The sequence below is a fragment of the Pseudorhodoferax aquiterrae genome, assembly GCF_014652235.1.
GTDB classification, from domain to species: domain Bacteria; phylum Pseudomonadota; class Gammaproteobacteria; order Burkholderiales; family Burkholderiaceae_C; genus Pseudorhodoferax; species Pseudorhodoferax aquiterrae.
On the sequence record NZ_BMYK01000006.1, the window covers coordinates 153,556 to 170,073 of the forward strand.

At 69.2% G+C, this 16,518-nt stretch carries 18 protein-coding genes; 5 read left to right on the forward strand and 13 right to left on the reverse strand.

The window, feature by feature from the left end:
• Positions 1 to 3 precede the first annotated feature (3 nt).
• Positions 4 to 402: a Zn-ribbon domain-containing OB-fold protein gene (locus IE209_RS12580; RefSeq protein ID WP_189687296.1), complete on the reverse strand. Its 399-nt coding sequence runs from the start codon at positions 400 to 402 to the stop codon at positions 4 to 6.
• Positions 403 to 536: 134 nt separating this feature from the next.
• Between IE209_RS12580 and IE209_RS12585 the strand changes: the two genes are divergently transcribed.
• The 3 genes from IE209_RS12585 (at position 537) to IE209_RS12595 (ending at position 3,578) form a co-directional block, all read left to right on the forward strand.
• Positions 537 to 1,961, forward strand: coding sequence for an FAD-binding oxidoreductase (locus tag IE209_RS12585; protein ID WP_189687297.1), 1,425 nt, complete (start codon positions 537 to 539; stop codon positions 1,959 to 1,961).
• Positions 1,962 to 2,093: 132 nt separating this feature from the next.
• A complete protein-coding gene (locus IE209_RS12590) occupies positions 2,094 to 2,699 on the forward strand; it encodes a tetratricopeptide repeat protein (RefSeq protein ID WP_189687298.1) in 606 nt (201 codons plus the stop codon).
• Positions 2,700 to 2,747: 48 nt separating this feature from the next.
• A complete protein-coding gene (locus IE209_RS12595; protein ID WP_189687299.1) occupies positions 2,748 to 3,578 on the forward strand; it encodes a hypothetical protein in 831 nt (276 codons plus the stop codon).
• A gap of 42 nt (positions 3,579 to 3,620) precedes the next feature.
• On the opposite strand, the gene IE209_RS12600 is transcribed toward IE209_RS12595, so the two are convergent.
• Genes IE209_RS12600 through IE209_RS12640 form a run of 9 tightly spaced genes read right to left on the reverse strand, consistent with a single transcriptional unit; the run spans position 3,621 to position 10,482 of the window.
• Complete coding sequence (locus IE209_RS12600; protein ID WP_189687300.1) at positions 3,621 to 4,355, reverse strand: class I SAM-dependent methyltransferase; 735 nt, start codon at positions 4,353 to 4,355, stop codon at positions 3,621 to 3,623.
• A complete protein-coding gene (locus tag IE209_RS12605; protein ID WP_189687301.1) occupies positions 4,355 to 5,290 on the reverse strand; it encodes a ParB/RepB/Spo0J family partition protein in 936 nt (311 codons plus the stop codon). The genes IE209_RS12600 and IE209_RS12605 overlap by 1 nt, the downstream gene beginning before the upstream one ends.
• Before the next feature lie 5 nt (positions 5,291 to 5,295).
• Positions 5,296 to 5,838: an RBBP9/YdeN family alpha/beta hydrolase gene (locus IE209_RS12610; protein WP_189687302.1), complete on the reverse strand. Its 543-nt coding sequence runs from the start codon at positions 5,836 to 5,838 to the stop codon at positions 5,296 to 5,298.
• A complete protein-coding gene (locus IE209_RS12615) occupies positions 5,835 to 6,599 on the reverse strand; it encodes a ParA family protein (RefSeq protein ID WP_189687303.1) in 765 nt (254 codons plus the stop codon). Before IE209_RS12615 ends, IE209_RS12610 begins: the two co-directional genes overlap by 4 nt.
• Complete coding sequence (locus IE209_RS12620; protein ID WP_189687304.1) at positions 6,599 to 7,210, reverse strand: LysE family transporter; 612 nt, start codon at positions 7,208 to 7,210, stop codon at positions 6,599 to 6,601. Before IE209_RS12620 ends, IE209_RS12615 begins: the two co-directional genes overlap by 1 nt.
• A 30-nt stretch (positions 7,211 to 7,240) precedes the next feature.
• Complete coding sequence (gene rsmG / locus IE209_RS12625; protein WP_189687305.1) at positions 7,241 to 7,885, reverse strand: 16S rRNA (guanine(527)-N(7))-methyltransferase RsmG; 645 nt, start codon at positions 7,883 to 7,885, stop codon at positions 7,241 to 7,243.
• Positions 7,882 to 9,810, reverse strand: a complete 1,929-nt coding sequence (mnmG, locus tag IE209_RS12630) for a tRNA uridine-5-carboxymethylaminomethyl(34) synthesis enzyme MnmG (RefSeq protein WP_189687306.1) — start codon at positions 9,808 to 9,810, stop codon at positions 7,882 to 7,884. The genes rsmG and mnmG overlap by 4 nt, the downstream gene beginning before the upstream one ends.
• Before the next feature lies 1 nt (position 9,811).
• Complete coding sequence (locus IE209_RS12635) at positions 9,812 to 10,234, reverse strand: type II toxin-antitoxin system VapC family toxin (RefSeq protein ID WP_189687307.1); 423 nt, start codon at positions 10,232 to 10,234, stop codon at positions 9,812 to 9,814.
• Complete coding sequence (locus tag IE209_RS12640; RefSeq protein ID WP_229882825.1) at positions 10,234 to 10,482, reverse strand: type II toxin-antitoxin system Phd/YefM family antitoxin; 249 nt, start codon at positions 10,480 to 10,482, stop codon at positions 10,234 to 10,236. The genes IE209_RS12635 and IE209_RS12640 overlap by 1 nt, the downstream gene beginning before the upstream one ends.
• Positions 10,483 to 10,557: 75 nt before the next feature.
• Between IE209_RS12640 and IE209_RS12645 the strand changes: the two genes are divergently transcribed.
• Positions 10,558 to 10,845, forward strand: coding sequence for a YkgJ family cysteine cluster protein (locus IE209_RS12645; protein ID WP_189687309.1), 288 nt, complete (start codon positions 10,558 to 10,560; stop codon positions 10,843 to 10,845).
• Here IE209_RS12645 and IE209_RS12650 read toward each other — a convergent pair.
• Entirely contained in the window at positions 10,834 to 11,748 is a 915-nt protein-coding gene (locus IE209_RS12650; protein ID WP_189687310.1) for a LysR family transcriptional regulator, read from the reverse strand. The two genes, IE209_RS12645 and IE209_RS12650, sit on opposite strands and share 12 nt — an antisense overlap.
• Before the next feature lie 109 nt (positions 11,749 to 11,857).
• Between IE209_RS12650 and IE209_RS12655 the strand changes: the two genes are divergently transcribed.
• Positions 11,858 to 12,631, forward strand: a complete 774-nt coding sequence (locus IE209_RS12655; protein WP_189687311.1) for an SDR family NAD(P)-dependent oxidoreductase — start codon at positions 11,858 to 11,860, stop codon at positions 12,629 to 12,631.
• Between the two features lie 6 nt (positions 12,632 to 12,637).
• On the opposite strand, the gene IE209_RS12660 is transcribed toward IE209_RS12655, so the two are convergent.
• Entirely contained in the window at positions 12,638 to 14,935 is a 2,298-nt protein-coding gene (locus IE209_RS12660) for an EAL domain-containing protein (RefSeq protein ID WP_189687312.1), read from the reverse strand.
• A gap of 119 nt (positions 14,936 to 15,054) precedes the next feature.
• Positions 15,055 to 16,509 (reverse strand): aldehyde dehydrogenase, encoded by a 1,455-nt coding sequence (locus IE209_RS12665; protein ID WP_189687313.1) that lies wholly within the window; start codon positions 16,507 to 16,509, stop codon positions 15,055 to 15,057.
• Positions 16,510 to 16,518 lie beyond the last annotated feature (9 nt).

Here is a 16,518-nt window from a genome sequence, read left to right on the forward strand (position 1 = left end):
GCCTCACCCCTGCACCGCATCGAACACCACGAGCGCGTCCGCGCCCTCGCGCTGCAGCACGCGCGCCTGCACGCGCTGGCCGATGCGCACGTCGCTGGTTGGCATGCCTTCGACACGGCCCATCAGGCGCACGCCCTCGTCCAGGTCGATCAGCGAGACGTTGAGGTCGCCGCCGGCCTCGGGTTTGCGCCGCACCGTGGTCACGGAATAGACGGTGCCGGTGCCGGCCGGCGCGACGAACTGCAGCGCGCCGCTGCCGCAGTGCGGGCAGAGTTCGCGCGGGTAGTAGACGTGCTGGCTGCAGTCGTCGCAGCGCTGGATCAGGAAGCGGCCTTCCTTCAATGCGGCCTGGTGGCGCGCCTGGACGCCGCCCGCCGCATCGGGTGGGAGGATGGTGGTCATGGGAGGGGCTTGTCTCGCATCGGGTTTCGAACGGCCGCAAGCATGCCGCCCGGGGCCGGCTGGCGCCATCCGTATTTGGTGAACGGGGTGTTCGGGCCACTTCTAGAATGGCGCTCCCTCTCGGAGACACACCCATGAACGCTCCCGCCAGCACCGCCCAGCTGATTCCCGAATTCCACCCGCGCGAGGTGCCCGCGGTGCTGATCGAAGCGCTCAAGGCGCGCTTCGGCGAGAAGTGTTCCACGGCGCTCGTGGTGCGCGAGCAGCATGGGCGCGACGAGTCCTCGTTCACGGTGCCGCCGCCGGCGGCCGTGGTGTTCGCCGAAAGCACCGAGGACGTGGCCGAGGCCGTGCGCCTGGCCGCGGCGCACGCGGTGCCGGTGATCCCGTTCGGCGTGGGCTCCTCGCTCGAAGGCCATCTGCTGGCCGTCCAAGGCGGCATCAGCGTCGACGTGTCGCGCATGAACAAGGTGCTCTCGGTCAACGCCGAAGACCTCACGGTGACCGTGCAGCCCGGCGTCACGCGCAAGCAGCTCAACGAGGAGATCAAGAGCACCGGCCTGTTCTTCCCGATCGACCCGGGTGCGGACGCCTCCATCGGCGGCATGGCGGCCACGCGCGCGAGCGGCACCAACGCCGTGCGCTACGGCACCATGCGCGAGAACGTGTTGGCGCTGGAAGTGGTCACGGCCGCGGGCGAGGCCATCCGCACGGGCACGCGGGCCAAGAAGTCATCGGCCGGCTACGACCTCACGCGGTTGTTCGTGGGCAGCGAGGGCACGCTGGGCGTGATCACCGAGGTGACGCTGCGCATCTATCCGCTGCCCGAGGCGGTGTCGGCCGCGATCTGTTCGTTTCCCAGCATCGAGGCGGCCGTGCGCACGGTCATCCAGACCGTGCAGCTCGGCGTGCCGATCGCGCGCGTGGAACTGATCGATGCGAACACCGTGCGCATGGTCAACGCCTACGCCAAGCTCACGCTGCGCGAGGAGCCCATGCTGCTCATGGAGTTCCACGGTTCCCCGGCCAGCGTGAAGGAGCAGGCCGAGACGGTGCAGGAGATCGCGGCCGAATTCGGCGGCAACGCCTTCGAGTGGGCCAGCACGCCCGAGGAGCGCACGCGGCTGTGGACGGCGCGGCACAACGCCTACTTCGCGGCCGTGCAGTCGCGCCCGGGCTGCAAGGTGATCTCCACCGACACCTGCGTGCCGATTTCCCGCCTGGCGGACTGCCTGCTCGACTCCGTGGCCGAGGCCGACGCCAGCGGCATCCCCTACTTCCTGGTCGGCCACGTGGGCGACGGCAACTTCCACTTCGGCTACCTGCTCGACCCGAACCTGCCCGAAGAGCGCGTGAAGGCCGAGCAGCTCAACCACGACCTCGTGGCGCGCGCGCTGCGGCTGGAAGGCACCTGCACGGGCGAGCATGGCGTGGGGCTGCACAAGATGGGCTTCCTGGTCGACGAAACCGGCGCCGGCGCGGTGGAGATGATGCGCACGATCAAGCGGGCGCTGGATCCGCAGAACATCATGAATCCCGGCAAGATCTTTGCGCTGTAGGAGGTGCAGCCGGCGCCGCGGGGCGCTGGGCGGGCTCGGAGATTTCGTCAGAATTGGTTACCCTCCGACTTGACATGTGTGGATTTATTGCAAAGCCCGACCTAAAGTCGCCTCCTTTTCGATGAGATTGCCATGGTCCGATCGCTTTTGCCCCTTGCAGCCCTTGCGCTGGCCGCCTGCGTGCAGGCGCCGCCGGCCACACAGTCCGACCAAGTGCCCATGGTCCGCATCTGCGACGACAAGGGATGCTCCGACCGCCCGCGCAACAGCGCCAGCTTCGACGCCACGCGCGACACCAATCCCGAACAGACCCGCCGCATCGCCGCGCTGACCGCGCTTGCCGAAAAGGATCCGCGTGCCGCCTACGACCTGGGGCTGCGCTACTTCCGCGGCGACGGCGTGCCGCAGAACAGCTACCAGGCGCTGCAATGGATGCGCAGCGCGGGCGAGCGCGGCCATGCGCAGGCCCAGCTCGCGCTGGGCCGCTTGTACCTGTCGGGCCTGCAGGAAATGGGCGCCGATCCGGCCGAGGCCGAGCGGTGGTTGTCGATGGCCGCCGGCCGTGGCGACAAGGAGGCCGGCAAGTTGCTGGCCGAGGCCTCCGCTGCCAGGAAGAAGAACCAGGACGAGTACAAGGCCTGGCTGGACCTGAAGCGCCAGATCGAGCTCGAGTCCTGGCAGACCCGCTACACCTACTACTGGGTCTGGCAACCGACCGGCTGGTCGTCACGCTATTGAGCGCCCCGCATTTCTTTCCCTTTCCATCCTTCTGCAGAAAGCCAAGCCATGAACACCTCCTCCTTCCTGCGCCCCGCCGTGCTGGCCGCCTCCGTGCTGGCCCTGGCCGGCTGTGAAACGCCCGGCGGCGGCAAGATCACGACCGGCAGCGCCCCCACCGCCGTGACCGGCGGCGCGGCCGGCGGCACCAGCGCGGGTGCCAACCCCAACCTGGAGCGCTGCGATGCACCGCTAGGCACGCTGGCCGTGGACGACGGCCGGGGCAAGGAGTGGTACGCCAGCTTCGGCGCGGCCACCAAGGTCACCTCCATCGAGCCGCTGCTGCGCCTGGCCGTGCAGCAGTCCAACTGCTTCGTGATCACCTCGATCGGCAACAACCGCACCGAGAGCAAGCTGTCGGCCATCACCGACAAGCAGCGCAACTCGGGCGAGTTCCGTGCGGGCTCCAAGCAGGAGAAGGGCCAGCGCGTGGCGGCCGACTACTTCCTGGAGCCGGCCATCATCATCGACAACGACTCCACCGGCAAAGTGGCGGCCGGCCTGGGCGCTTTCCTGCCCGGTGGCTTCGGCGCGCTGGCCGGCAGCATGGAGAGCAAGGCCTCGGTCGTGACCATGACGCTGTTCGACATCCGCTCGGGCGTGCAGATCGGCATCTCCGAAGGCAATGCCACGGCCACCAACTTCGGTGCCGCCCTGGGGGCCTTCGGCGGCGGTGCGGCAGCCGGCCTGGGCGGCTTCTCGCGCACGCCCGAGGGCAAGGCCACGGTGGCGGCTTTCATCGACGCCTGGAACTCCATGGTCGTCTCGCTGCGCAACTACAAGGCGCAGGAAGTCAAGGGCGGCCTGGGCCGCGGCGGCGTGCTCAAGGTCGGCCAGTAAGCCGGCACTGCGCCTGGGAGGAACCGCCTTCGGGCGGTTTTTTCATGCCTTGTGGAACGGCATCTGGTACAGCCAGACCGGCCGGCCATCTGCGCCCTGCAGCCGGGCCGTGGGGCGCAGCGCCGTGGCCTCGAATTCCAGGCTGACCAGCCAGGCGCCCGGCGCGAGCTCGGCCTCGGCCTTGGCGACGGCGCGCGCCATGCTTTCGGGGCGTTGGAACAGGTAGACCAGCGCGTAGGGGCGCCAATCGGCGCGCCACATGTCACCTTGGCGAACGCGGGCCCAGGGGCAGCGCAGCGCGCAGACCAGACGCAGAGGCCAGCTCCACTCCACGCCGTGGAGCTGAACCTGTGGATATGTCCAGCGAAGTGCCTGCAGGCCATGGCCCAGGCCGCAGCCCGCGTCCAGCACCCGGGCGCCGGCAGAAAGTGGCGCGGCAGCGGCCAAGCCGTTCAATGCGGCGACCGGCGTCGGGAACAACGGCGCATCGCGCCAGGCGTTCAGAGGATAGACCATGGCCAGCAAGGCCAGCGGCAGCAGCCAGGCCCAGGCCGGCCAGTGGGCTGTCTGGCTCAGCAGCAAGGCCAGCGGAAAACCCAGCGCGATCAGTGCCCGGCGCCACCGTGTGCTGCCCAGCACGCTGGCCAGGGCGCCCGCGGCGCTGGCCGAGAGCAGCGCGGGCACCGGCGCCAGGCCCGCGCCCAGCAGCGCACGGAACAGGACCCAAGCCAGCGCCCAGGCCAGCACGGCGGGCAGCGGCCAGGGCAGGCGCGGCATCAGCGCGCGACCGTGGGCGACAGCTTCTCGATCAGGCCGTTGAGCTCTTCGAGCGAGCCGAACTGGATGCTGAGTTCACCGGCCTCCAGCACACGGCCGCCGCGCTTGACCCGCTTCTTGATGCGGATCTCGACGTCGGCGGCGAACAGGTCGGACAGCTCCTCTTCCACCCGCTTCAAATCGCGCGACTTTTCCTTCTTGGGCTTGTTGGGAGAGGTCAGCGTGAACTCGGCCGAGAGCTTCTTGGCCAGGCTTTCGGCCTCACGGACGGACAGCTTCTTGGCCGAGATCTGGTTGCCGGCCGTGATCTGCGTCGCCCGGTCCAGCGACAGGAGCGCGCGCGCATGGCCCATGTCGAGGTCGCCCGCCATGAGCATGGTCTGCACGGGCTCGGCCAGCTGCAGCAGGCGCAGCAGGTTGCTGGCAGCACTGCGCGAACGGCCGACGGCCTGGGCCGCCTGCTCGTGCGTCATGCCGAACTCGCGCACCAGGCGCTGCAGGCCCTGGGCCTCTTCGAGTGGGTTGAGGTCCTCGCGCTGGATGTTCTCGATCAGCGACATCGCGGCCGCGGACTCGTCGGGAACGTCGCGCACGAGCACGGGCACCTGGTCCAGGCCGGCCAGGCGCGCGGCGCGGAAGCGGCGCTCGCCCGCGATGATCTCGTACTTGCCGGCCTGCTCTCCCGCGGTCAGCTGGCGCACGAGGATGGGCTGCATGATGCCCTGGGCCTTGATGCTCTCCGCCAGCTCGTAGAGCGCGCCCTCGTCCATGCGCGTGCGCGGCTGGTACTGGCCCGGCACCATGGCGTCCAGGCTCAGCGTGCTGGGCTTGCCGTCGGCCGCGGCGCCGGCCTCGCTCACCGGGGTGTCGGCGACGGTGGGGCCCAGCAGGGCTTCGAGCCCGCGGCCCAGGCCCTTGGGGCGTTTGGTGACCATAGGAATCAGTCCTTCTTGAGTTCTTCGAGCAGCGCCCGTGCCACGGGCCAGTCGCCCAGGCCGGACTCGGCGTTCAGGTGGCCGCCGGCCCCCATGTCGTGGTAGGTGGAGCCCCAGTCCTCGGCCATGGTCCGGGCGCGCTCCTCGCTGCAAAAGGGGTCGTTGCGGCTGCCCAGCAGCACACTGGGAAACGGCAGCCGCCGGCGCACGATGGGTGCCCAGCCGGGCAGCAGCACGCGCAGGTCTTCGCGCTCGACGTCACCGGGCGCCACCAGCAGCGCTCCGCGCACGCGCGCCGTCAGGCGGCTATGGTCCGCCCAGGCCGCGACCTGGATGCAGCCCAGGCTGTGGGCGGCCAGCACCACGGGCTGGTCCGCCGGCAAGCCGAGCAGCACCTCGTCCAGGCGCGCCAGCCAGTCGCCGCGCAGCGGCCGCATCCAGTCGTGCTGTTCGACGCGGCGGTCGCCGTAACGCTGCTCCCAGAGGGTCTGCCAGTGGCAGGGGCCGGAGCTCTGCCAGCCCGGCAGCGTGAGCACCTGTACGCTCATCGTGCGCGCGCCACCATCTCGCGCGCGAAGCTCAGGTAGGCCTGGCTGCCGCGCGCGGCCGGGTCGAACACCACGCCCGGCAGGCCGTAGCTCGGGGCCTCGGCCAGGCGCACATTGCGCGGAATCACGGTGTCGAACACCTTGTCGCCGAAATGGCCCTTGAGCTGGTCGCTGACCTGCTGCTGCAGCGTGATGCGCGGATCGAACATGACGCGCAGCAAGCCGATGATCTTGAGGTCCTTGTTGAGGTTGGCATGCACCTGCTTGATGGTGTTGACGAGGTCCGTCAGCCCCTCCAGCGCGAAGTACTCGCATTGCATGGGAACGACCACGCCGTGTGCGGCGCACAAGCCGTTCAAGGTCAGCATCGACAGCGACGGCGGGCAGTCGATCAGCACGAAGTCGTAATCGCCCTGCACCGCTTCCAGGGCCTGTTTGAGCCGGCGTTCGCGCCGCTCGACGCTGACCATCTCGACCTCGGCACCAGCGAGTTCGCGGCTGGCACCGAGCACGTCGTAGCCGCACTTCTCGGACTTCACGCGGGCCTCGGCGATGCTGGCGGACTCCAGCAGCACGTCGTAGACCGAGAGCTCCAGCGCGCGCTTGTCCACGCCGGAACCCATGGTGGCGTTGCCTTGCGGGTCCAGATCGATCAGCAGCACGCGCTGGTCGGCGCGCACGAGGCCGGCGGCCAGGTTGACGGTGGTCGTGGTCTTGCCGACCCCGCCCTTTTGGTTGGCAATGCAGAAAACACGCGCCATCACTGCACCGCCAGCTTGATGCCGAAGCCGACCAGGAACATCCCGGCGATCTTCTCGAGTGCGCTGGAGATGCGGCGGTTGGCGCGCAGGCGCTCGGCCAGGCGGTGCGTCAACAGCACTGCGATCAGGCTGTAGGTGAAGCCCAACACGGCAATCGTGGCCGCCATCACGCCAAAGGTCAGCAGGCCCTGGTGCCGCGCCGGGTCGATGAACAGCGGGAAGAAGGCCATGTAAAAGACGATGGCCTTGGGGTTCAGCAAGGTGATCGTGAGCGCCTGGCGCAGGAAGTGGCGCGGCTGCATCTGCAGCACAGGTGCATCGCCCGGCTTGGCGCGCAGCATGCGCACCCCCATCCAGGCCAGATACGCCGCACCGAGCCATTGCACGGCATGGAAGGCGGCGGGATAGGCGGCCAGGACAGCGGCCACACCAGCCAGCGCCAGCCACAGCAGGATCTGGTCGCCCAGGATGATGCCAGCGGCGCAGGCCAGGCCGCCGCGCAGGCCACCCTTGCTGGTCGAGGTGATCAGCGCCAGGTTGCCCGGTCCGGGAATCATCAGAAACACGACGATGGCGGCGACGAATGCGCCGTAGTCAGCAATGCCGAACACGGGATCTCCTAGGGGAAGCAGGCCGCGAGTTTAAGCGGCAGCGGGTCGCATCCAGACGATGCAGCGCTCGGCGCCGAGGCCGGGAACCTGCAGATGTTCCACGTGAAACACCTGCACCTGCGGTGGCAGCGCGGCGATCTCCTCCAGGGGCTCCTTGCCTTTCATCGCCAGCCACACTGCGCCCGGTTTGAGCGCTGCGCGCGACCAGGTCGTGAAGTCGACCAACGAGGCGAAAGCCCGGCTGGAAACGATGTCGTAGCCCTGCCCCAGGCTTTCCACGCGCGCATGCAGTCCGCGCAGGTTAGGCAGCTTCAACTCCACCGCCACCTGTTGCACGAAGGCGGCCTTCTTGGCCACGGTGTCCACGCAGTGCACCTGCAGTTGCGGGTGCAGGATGGCGAAAACCACCCCAGGCAGACCGGCACCGGCGCCGACATCGAGCAGCGCAGGCGCGTCAGCGCCCTGCTCTTTCAGCACCCGCCGCAGCGGCGGCACGGCCGCCAGGCAGTCGACCAGGTGCTGCGTGAGCATCTGTTCCGGGTGGCGCACGGCCGTCAGGTTGTAGACCTTGTTCCACTTGGCGATCAGACCCTGGTAGGCCAGCAAGGCCTCCAGCTCGGCATCCGACAGCGCCAGGCCCAGTGCCTGCGCCGCGTCGATCAAGCGGCCCTTCACGCGCTGACGGCGCGGCCGCGCTTCTTGAGGTGCACCAGCAGCAGCGAGATCGCGGCCGGCGTCACGCCGGAGATGCGCGAGGCCTGGCCCAGCGTCTCGGGCCGCTGCTTCGCGAGCTTCTGCCGTACCTCGATGGACAGGGCCGGCACCGCCATGTAGTCGAAGTCTTCGGGCACGCGCAGCGTCTCGAGGTGTGCAGCGCGCTCGACCTCCTCCTTCTGCTTGCCGATGTAGCCGGCGTACTTGGCGGCGATCTCGATCTGCTCCACCTCGCCCTCGCCTAGCGGCTGCTCGGGCAGGAAGCGGCCGCCGTCCAAGGACATCAGGCCGGCGTAATCCACACCGGGGCGGCGCAGCAGGTCGGCCAGGTTGTATTCGTGCTCGATGGCCTTGCCCAGCACGCGCTCGGCCTCGGCGGTCGGCAGGTTGCGCGGGTTCACCCAGAGCGAACGCAGCCGCTGTGTTTCACGTGAAACAGCATCGCGCTTGCGGCTGAAGGCATCCCAGCGCGCATCGTCCACCAGGCCCATCTGGCGGCCGATCTCGGTCAACCGCATGTCGGCGTTGTCCTCGCGGAGTTGCAGTCGGAACTCGGCCCGGCTCGTGAACATGCGGTAGGGCTCGCTCACGCCCTGGGTCACGAGGTCGTCCACCAGCACGCCCAGATAGGCCTGGTCGCGCGCGGGCAACCAGGGCGCGCGGCCCAGGCATTGCAGCGCGGCATTGGCACCGGCGAACAGGCCCTGGGCTGCCGCCTCCTCGTAGCCTGTCGTGCCGTTGATTTGGCCCGCGAAGAACAGCCCCTGGATGGCGCGCGTTTCGAAGCTGCTCTTCAGCGCGCGCGGGTCGAAGTAGTCGTACTCGATGGCGTAGCCGGGCCGCAGGATGTGGGCATTCTCCAGACCGGGCATGGAGCGCACGAGTTCGTACTGGATGTCGAACGGCAGGCTGGTCGAGATGCCGTTGGGATAGAACTCGTTCGTCGTCAGGCCTTCGGGCTCCAGGAAGATCTGGTGGCTGTCCTTGTCGGCGAAGCGGTTGATCTTGTCTTCCACGCTGGGGCAGTAGCGCGGCCCCACCCCTTCGATCTTGCCCGTGAACATGGGGCTGCGGTCGAATCCGGAGCGGATGATCTCGTGCGTGCGCGCGTTCGTTTGCGTAACCCAGCAAGGCATCTGGCGCGGGTGCATGTCGGCCCGGCCCAGAAAGCTGAACACGGGCATGGCCGCGCGCTCGCCACCCGGCATGCCGTCGCCCGGCTGCTCGGTGCACTTGGAGAAGTCGATGCTGCGCCCGTCCAGCCGCGGCGGCGTGCCGGTCTTGAGCCGGCCCTGTGGCAACTTCAATTCCTTCAGGCGCGCGCTCAGCGACTGGGCCGGCGGATCGCCCGCGCGGCCGGCCGCGTAGTTGTTCAGGCCTACATGGATCTTGCCGTCCAGGAAGGTGCCGGCCGTCAGCACCACGGCGCGGCTGCGGAACGCGATGCCGACCTGGGTCACGGCACCGACCACGCGGTCGCCCTGCACCATGAGGTCGTCCACGGCCTGCTGGAACAGCCACAGGTTGGGCTGGTTCTCCAGCATGCGGCGGATCGCGGCCTTGTACAGCACGCGGTCGGCCTGGGCACGCGTGGCGCGCACGGCCGGGCCCTTGCTGGAGTTGAGGATGCGGAACTGGATGCCGCCCTCGTCGGTGGCCAGCGCCATGGCGCCGCCGAGCGCATCGACCTCCTTGACGAGGTGGCCCTTGCCGATCCCGCCGATGGATGGGTTGCAGCTCATCTGCCCCAGCGTCTCGATGTTGTGGGTCAGCAGCAGGGTCTTGCAGCCCATGCGGGCCGCGGCCAGCGCCGCCTCGGTGCCGGCATGGCCGCCGCCGACGACGATGACGTCGAATTCCTGGGGGTGGGTGTAGGGGGCGTTCATCTCAATTGACCTGCACGAGGAAGGTGGGGATGGCCAAGGCTTGCGCAGCCTGGGCCTGGCGCTTGTCGGCCGTCACGAACATGTCGACACCAGCGGCCTGGGCGGTCGCGATGTGCAGCGCATCCATGGCGCGCAGACGCGAGGCCGCCATCGCCTGGATCGACAGCGCCTCGATGCGCTCGTCCAGCGCCAGGACTTCGAAGCCTTCGAAATCCAGTGCCAGGGTCTGCAGGTCGGCATCGAATTCGGGGCGCGTCGTCGCGCCGTCGTACAGGTCGCGGCACAGGCTGGAGGCCACCTCCACGCGCGCATGGGCGGCCATCACGACCGCATCGGCACGCTCCAGCCACTGCTGCACCTGCTCATGGCCCTGCTCGTCGCGGTAGCGCTTGGCGATGGCCGAGGTGTCGAACAGGAGTCGCATCAGTACCTCGCCTGCTCACGTTCTTCGATGATGAGCTGGGCGATGGTCTTGCCATCCGCCCTCACCACCTTGCGCGGCGTGATGCGCTGTTTCCAGTGCGGCACCTGGCTCGGGGTGTCGGGACGCACCGGCACCAGGTCGGCCACAGGTTTGCCATGGCGCAGGATGCGCACGGTCTCGCCCTGCTCGACCAGGTCGAGCATGGCAGAGGCGTTGGCGCGGAATTCACTCAAGGGCAGGATCTGCATCTGTACAACTCTCAAGAATCTGTACATTTTATCGGCCGGGGCCAGACCGCGCCGACCGTGGCCGACAATCCCCGCATGCCGCACCCGGACGCCCCACCCTCTTGCCGCAGCGGCTGCGGCGCCTGCTGCACGGCACCTTCGATCAGCTCACCCATCCCGGGCATGCCCGCCGGCAAACCGGCCGGCGTGCCCTGCGTGCAGCTCGACGCGGACCAACGCTGCCGCATCTTCGGCTCGCCCGAACGGCCGGCGGTCTGCGCCGGCCTGCAACCCTCGCACGAGATGTGCGGCCGCGATGCGGTGGCCGCGATGGCCTGGCTCACGCGGCTGGAAACCGCGACGGCACCCGGCTCAATCGGGTGACGCAGGCGGCGCCACATAGGGCGCCAGCACCTCGGCCAACCAGTCCATGAACACGCGCAGCCGTGCCGGCAACTGGCGCCGGTGCGCGTACAGCACCGTCACCGGCAGGCTGGGCGCGCGCCATTGCGGCAGCACCTCGACCAGTTCGCCAGACGCCACATGGGGCCGCAGCGCGATGGTCGGCGCCTGGATCAGGCCCAGCCCCGCGAGGCAGGCCGCACCATAGGCCTCGGAGTTGTTGACGGTCACGCTGCCCTGCATGGGGATGCCCCGCACCACACCGCCCTCCTCCACCTCGAAGCCCGCGCTGCGCACACCCAGCCGCGTGGCGTAGTGCACGAGCCGGTGCCGGGCCAGGTCGTCCAGCGTCTGCGGCACGCCATGGGCGGCCAGGTACGCGCGGCTGGCCAGGTTGTGTTGCACCAGCATGCCCAGCGGCCGCGCCACCAGGTCGGAGGCGTCCAGCGGCCCCGTGCGCACCACGCAGTCGAAGCCGTCGGCCACGAGGTCGACGCGCCGGTCCGAACTGGACAGCTCGATCTCCAGCGCCGGGTGCAGGATCAGGAACTCAGGCAGGCGCGGCAGCACCACGCGGTGCGCCATGCCCAGCGACATGTCCACGCGCAAGCGGCCGCGCAGTGCCTCGCCCTGGCGGAACATGGCCTGCAGGTCGTCGAAGCTCGCCAGCATGTCCTTGCAGCGCTCATAGCAGGCCTGGCCATCGTGCGTGAGCACCACGCGCCGCGTGTTGCGGCGCAGCAGCTGCGTGCCCACGGCCTCCTCCAGCTGCTTGACCGACTTGGACACGCTGGCCTTGGGCAGGCCCAGGCTGTCGGCGGCCTGGGTGAAGCTGGACAGCTCGGCCACGCGGGTGAAGACCAGCAGCAGTTCGGGGCGGACCATGACGCGCTCACTGTTCGTTTTGGACGAACAAATCTATCACTTTGCGCGTCTTTTTCTCATTTCAGCACATCAATAAAGTCATGCCCATCGCAACCAACCGGAGTCCACCATGACCACCACCCGCACCGACACCCCCATCGCCCTCATCACCGGCGGCAGCCGCGGCCTGGGCCGCAACGCCGCGCTGGCCCTGGCCCGCCAGGGCACGGACGTGGTGCTGACCTACCAGCGCAACGCCGACGAGGCCGCCGGCGCCGTGGCCGACATCCAGGCCCTGGGCCGCCGCGCCGTGGCGCTGCAGCTGGACGTCGCCGAGGTGCGCAACTTCGCTGCCTTCGCGGCCGCGCTGCGCAGTGCGCTCGGCCAAACCTGGGGCCGCGAGCGCTTCGACTTCCTCGTCAACAACGCGGGCACCGGCGTGCACACCCCGTTCGCCGACACCACGGAGGACCAGTTCGACCAGATGGTCGACATCCACCTCAAGGGCGTGTTCTTCCTGACGCAGGCGCTACTGCCGTTGATCGCCGATGGCGGGCGCATCGTCAACGTGTCCTCGGGCCTGGCCCGTTTCGCGCTGCCGGGCTACGCGGCCTACGCGACGATGAAGGGCGGCGTGGAGACGCTCACGCGCTACCTGGCCAAGGAACTGGGCCCGCGCGGCATCCGCGTGAACGTGGTCGCACCGGGCGCCATCGCCACCGACTTCGGCGGCGGCGCCGTGCGCGACAACGCCCAACTCCACGCCTTCGTGGCTTCGCAGACGGCGCTGGGCCGCGTCGGCCAGCCGGACGACATCGGCCCCGTCATCGCCGCGCTGCTGGCCCCGGGCACGGGCTGGATCAACGCCCAGCGCGTGGAAGCCTCGGGCGGCATGTTCCTCTGAGGCAGCTCAGCCGCCCGGCGGCGCCGGTGTGTGCCGGCGCTGCGCCGCGGTGTTCCAGCAGGCGTCGTGCACCACGTTGCGCAGCACGGCCGGGTCCACCGGCTTGGCCAGGAAATGCGCAACGCCGCCGATGTTGATGGCATCGCGCAGCACCTGCGGGTCGTTGCTGGCCGTCATCAGCACGCGCGCGGTGTGCGGCATGCGCTTGCGGATCTCGCGCAGCAGCTCCAGGCCGCTGCTGCCCGGCAGCCAGTGGTCCACGAGGGCGATGGCGTAGTCGTGCTGGTGGAACATTTCCATCGCCTCTTCCGCACTCTCGGCGCTGGCCACGCGCACACCGAAGGACTGCAGCAGGTGCTCCAGCAGCTGGCGCGTGATCGCCTCGTCCTCCACCAGCAGCACCACCGGCAGGGCCTCGCGCTGCAGGAACATGGCCGGCTCCAGCAGCAAGGGTTGGTCGAACATCTTCTCGACCACGTCGGCCGACTGCGGACGCGCCATCCAATAGCCCTGGATCTCGTCCACGTCCAGCGCATAGAGCAGGATGGCCTCGTCCTCGCTCTCCACACCCTCGGCGATGGCGCGCATGTTCAGGTTGTGCGCGAGGCGCACCACGGCCGCGACGATGGCCCGGTCCTGCGGGCTCTTGAGCAGGCCGCGCACGAAGGACTGGTCGACCTTGAGCCGGTCCGCCGGGAAGCGCTTGAGGTAGCCCAGGTTGGAGTAGCCCGTGCCGAAGTCGTCCACCGAGAGCAGGATGCCAATCGCCTTGAGCTCGTGCATAAGCACCAGCGCCGCGTCCGGATCGCGCATCGCCAGGCTCTCGGTCACCTCCAGTTCCAGCACGCCGGGCGGGATGCCGTAGCGCGCCATGGCCCCCTGCAACTCGGTCTTGAACTGCGGGTCGGAGAACTTGGTGGCCGCCAGGTTCACGGCCGTCCGAATCCAGCCGTGGCCCTGCTGGTGCCATTGCTGCATCTGGCGGCAAGCGGCGTCGACCACGTAGGTGTCGATCGCGCCGATCAGGCCCGACTCCTCCGCCAGGCCGATGAACTTGCCCGGCATCAGGAAGCCGTAGTCGGGCGAGTCCCAGCGCACCAGCGCTTCCAGGCTCACGAGCGCGCCGGTCTCGAAGTCCACCTGCGGCTGGTAGTGCAGCACCAGTTCCCGGCGCGCGATGGCATCGCGCAGGCGCGCCTCCTTCTGCACGCGCACGTCGATCGCATCCTGCATTTCGCTGGAGAAGATGCTCACGCCGCCGTCGCTGCGGTTCTTGGACTGCACCATGGCCAGGTCGGCCCGTTTGACCAGCGTCTCCGGCTCGTCTCCATGGTCGGGAAACAGTGCCACGCCCACGCTGCCACCCAGCACCTGCGGTTCGCCGGCCAACAGCACCGGGGCCTGCAGCGCGGTCTGCAGGCGCGCGCCAAAGGGCTCGACCATGCTGCGCGGCAACCCCTCGCAGACCACGACGAACTCGTCCCCCGCCAACCGCGCCACCGTGTCGCCGCCACGCGCCTCGTCCTGCAGGCGCCGCGCCATCTCCGACAACACCTGGTCCCCTGCGCCGCGGCCCAGGCTGTCGTTGAGCTGCTTGAAGCGGTTGAGGTTGACAAAGTACACCGCCACCGGCCGCTGGCGGCTGCGGGCCCGCGCGATGGTGCGCGCCATGCGCTCCAGCAACAGGGTGCGGTTGGGCAGCTCGGTCAGCGCATCGTGCGTCGCGCGGTAGTGCAGCGCGTCCTCCTGGCGCCGCTGCTCGGTGATGTCCACGCAGACCGCGATGTAGCGCTCCACCTGGCCTGCCGCGTCCTTCTGCGGCACGATGGCCATGTCCACCCAATACAGTTCGTCCGCCGCATTGCGGTTGCATACGACATCGCGCCAGATCTCGCCGCGCTGGATCGTGGCCCACATGCGCTCGAAGAACGATGGGTCGTGGTAGCCCGACTTGAGCAGGCTGTGGTCCTGGCCCAGCAGCTCTTCGCGGCGGTGGCCGCTGGTCTGCACGAACTTGTCGTTGACGCGCAGGATGCGGCCGGCGGTATCGGTCACCGACACCAGCGCATGCTGGTCGATGCCCTGCATGTAGGTGGAGAGTTCCGCGAAGGCCTGCTCCACGCCCTGCTTGGCCAGCAGCAGCTCGTTGGCATCGCGGGCCTGCTGCTCCGAGTGCGCCAGCGCGCTCAGTGCCTTGCGCAGTTGCCCACGCTGCAGCCCCAGGCGCCGGTGCAGCCACAACACGACCAGCGCGCAGCCAAGCCCGAGCACGGCGACGAGCAACGCCACCGCGACCAAGACCACACCTGTGCCGTCGGACCCAGCCGGCATCGCCCGCCCTTTCCGCCATGTTCAGGGCGCCGAGCATCGCCTGCATGCGGCATGACCGCAAGGCGTGTTTTCCGCGGAACGGTGTAGGCGGATCAGAATGGGTAGTGGCGCTCCCCGGTCTGCACCGTCACCCACCGCAGATCGGTGAACTCTGCGATGCCCGCCTTGCCACCGAAGCGGCCCCAGCCGCTGCCCTTGACGCCGCCGAACGGCATCTGCGCCTCGTCGTGCACGGTGGGGCCGTTCACGTGGCAGATGCCGGACGCGATGCGCTGGGCCACCGTGATCGCGCGCGCCGTGTCGCGCCCGAACACCGCAGCAGACAGGCCATAGGCGTTGTCGTTGGCCACGCGGATGGCCTCGTCCACGCCGTTGACGCGCACGATGGCCTTCACGGGGCCGAAGGTTTCTTCGCCGTAGATCCGCATGGCCGGGGTCACATGGTCCAGCAGCGTGGCCGGCATCAGCGTGTTCTCGGCCTTGCCGCCGCACAGCAGCTTGGCGCCTTTGGCCAGCGCGTCGTCGATCAATGCGTTGCAGTGGCGCACGGTGCTGATGCCGACCACACTGCCCAGCACGACGGGGTCGGGGCCGCGCGGGTCGCCCAGCGGCAGCGCGCCGGCCTTGGCCGCGAACTTGGCGACGAAGGCGTCGGCGATGGCCGCGTCGACCACGATGCGTTCGGTGCTCATGCAGATTTGGCCCGAGTTCGCGAAGCTGCCGAAGGCTGCGCCGTCCACGGCCGCGTCGAGGTCGGCATCGTCCAGCACCACGAAGGGGGCCTTGCCGCCCAGCTCCAGCACCGCGGGCTTCAGGTGCTGGGCGCATTGCACGGCGATCAGCTTGCCCACGCGCGTGGAGCCCGTGAAGTTCACGCGGCGCACGGCCGGGTGGGCGATCATCGCGTCCACCACGGCGGCCGCATCGGCCGGCGCGTTGGTGATGTAGTTGACCACGCCGGGCGGGAAGCCCGCGTCGATGAAGGCCTGCGCGATGAGCTGGTGCGTGTGCGGGCACAGCTCCGAGCCCTTGAACACCACCGTGTTGCCGCAGGCCAGCGGCGTGGCGATCGCGCGCACGCCAAGGATCACGGGTGCGTTCCAGGGCGCGATGCCCAGCACCACACCGGCCGGCTGGCGCACGGCCAGGGCCAGGCTGCCCGGCACGTCGGACGGGATCACCTCGCCCGCGATCTGGGTGGTCAGCGCCGCGGCCTCGCGCAGCATGCCGGCTGCCAGGTGCACGTTGAAGCCGGTCCACATGGCCGTGGCGCCGGTCTCGCGTGGCAGCGTGGCGATGAAGTCCGGCGTCTTGGCCTCCAGCGCATCGGCGGCCTTGAGCAGCAGCGCGCGGCGCGCGTTGGGGCCGGTCTGGCTCCAGGCCGGGAAGGCAGCGGCCGCAGCCTCCACGGCGCGGATGGCATCGGCCGGGGTGGCTGCCGGCGCGCGCGTGGCCAGGCTCTCGTCGAGCGGGTTGCGGCGCTCGAACGTGGCGCCGTTCTCGGCGGCCACGGCTTGGCCATTGATGAGCATGAACAGGTCGGACATGGGTTCTCC

What these genes read in the sequence shown, in the direction of transcription:
- IE209_RS12580 (WP_189687296.1), bottom strand. Translation starts at nt 402, where the DNA reads ATGACCACCATCCTCCCACCCGATGCGGCGGGCGGCGTCCAGGCGCGC.
- IE209_RS12585 (WP_189687297.1), top strand. Translation starts at nt 537, where the DNA reads ATGAACGCTCCCGCCAGCACCGCCCAGCTGATTCCCGAATTCCACCCG.
- IE209_RS12590 (WP_189687298.1), top strand. Translation starts at nt 2,094, where the DNA reads ATGGTCCGATCGCTTTTGCCCCTTGCAGCCCTTGCGCTGGCCGCCTGC.
- IE209_RS12595 (WP_189687299.1), top strand. Translation starts at nt 2,748, where the DNA reads ATGAACACCTCCTCCTTCCTGCGCCCCGCCGTGCTGGCCGCCTCCGTG.
- IE209_RS12600 (WP_189687300.1), bottom strand. Translation starts at nt 4,355, where the DNA reads ATGCCGCGCCTGCCCTGGCCGCTGCCCGCCGTGCTGGCCTGGGCGCTG.
- IE209_RS12605 (WP_189687301.1), bottom strand. Translation starts at nt 5,290, where the DNA reads ATGGTCACCAAACGCCCCAAGGGCCTGGGCCGCGGGCTCGAAGCCCTG.
- IE209_RS12610 (WP_189687302.1), bottom strand. Translation starts at nt 5,838, where the DNA reads ATGAGCGTACAGGTGCTCACGCTGCCGGGCTGGCAGAGCTCCGGCCCC.
- IE209_RS12615 (WP_189687303.1), bottom strand. Translation starts at nt 6,599, where the DNA reads ATGGCGCGTGTTTTCTGCATTGCCAACCAAAAGGGCGGGGTCGGCAAG.
- mnmG (WP_189687306.1), bottom strand. Translation starts at nt 9,810, where the DNA reads ATGAACGCCCCCTACACCCACCCCCAGGAATTCGACGTCATCGTCGTC.
- IE209_RS12635 (WP_189687307.1), bottom strand. Translation starts at nt 10,234, where the DNA reads ATGCGACTCCTGTTCGACACCTCGGCCATCGCCAAGCGCTACCGCGAC.
- IE209_RS12640 (WP_229882825.1), bottom strand. Translation starts at nt 10,482, where the DNA reads ATGCAGATCCTGCCCTTGAGTGAATTCCGCGCCAACGCCTCTGCCATG.
- IE209_RS12645 (WP_189687309.1), top strand. Translation starts at nt 10,558, where the DNA reads ATGCCGCACCCGGACGCCCCACCCTCTTGCCGCAGCGGCTGCGGCGCC.
- IE209_RS12650 (WP_189687310.1), bottom strand. Translation starts at nt 11,748, where the DNA reads ATGGTCCGCCCCGAACTGCTGCTGGTCTTCACCCGCGTGGCCGAGCTG.
- IE209_RS12655 (WP_189687311.1), top strand. Translation starts at nt 11,858, where the DNA reads ATGACCACCACCCGCACCGACACCCCCATCGCCCTCATCACCGGCGGC.
- IE209_RS12665 (WP_189687313.1), bottom strand. Translation starts at nt 16,509, where the DNA reads ATGTCCGACCTGTTCATGCTCATCAATGGCCAAGCCGTGGCCGCCGAG.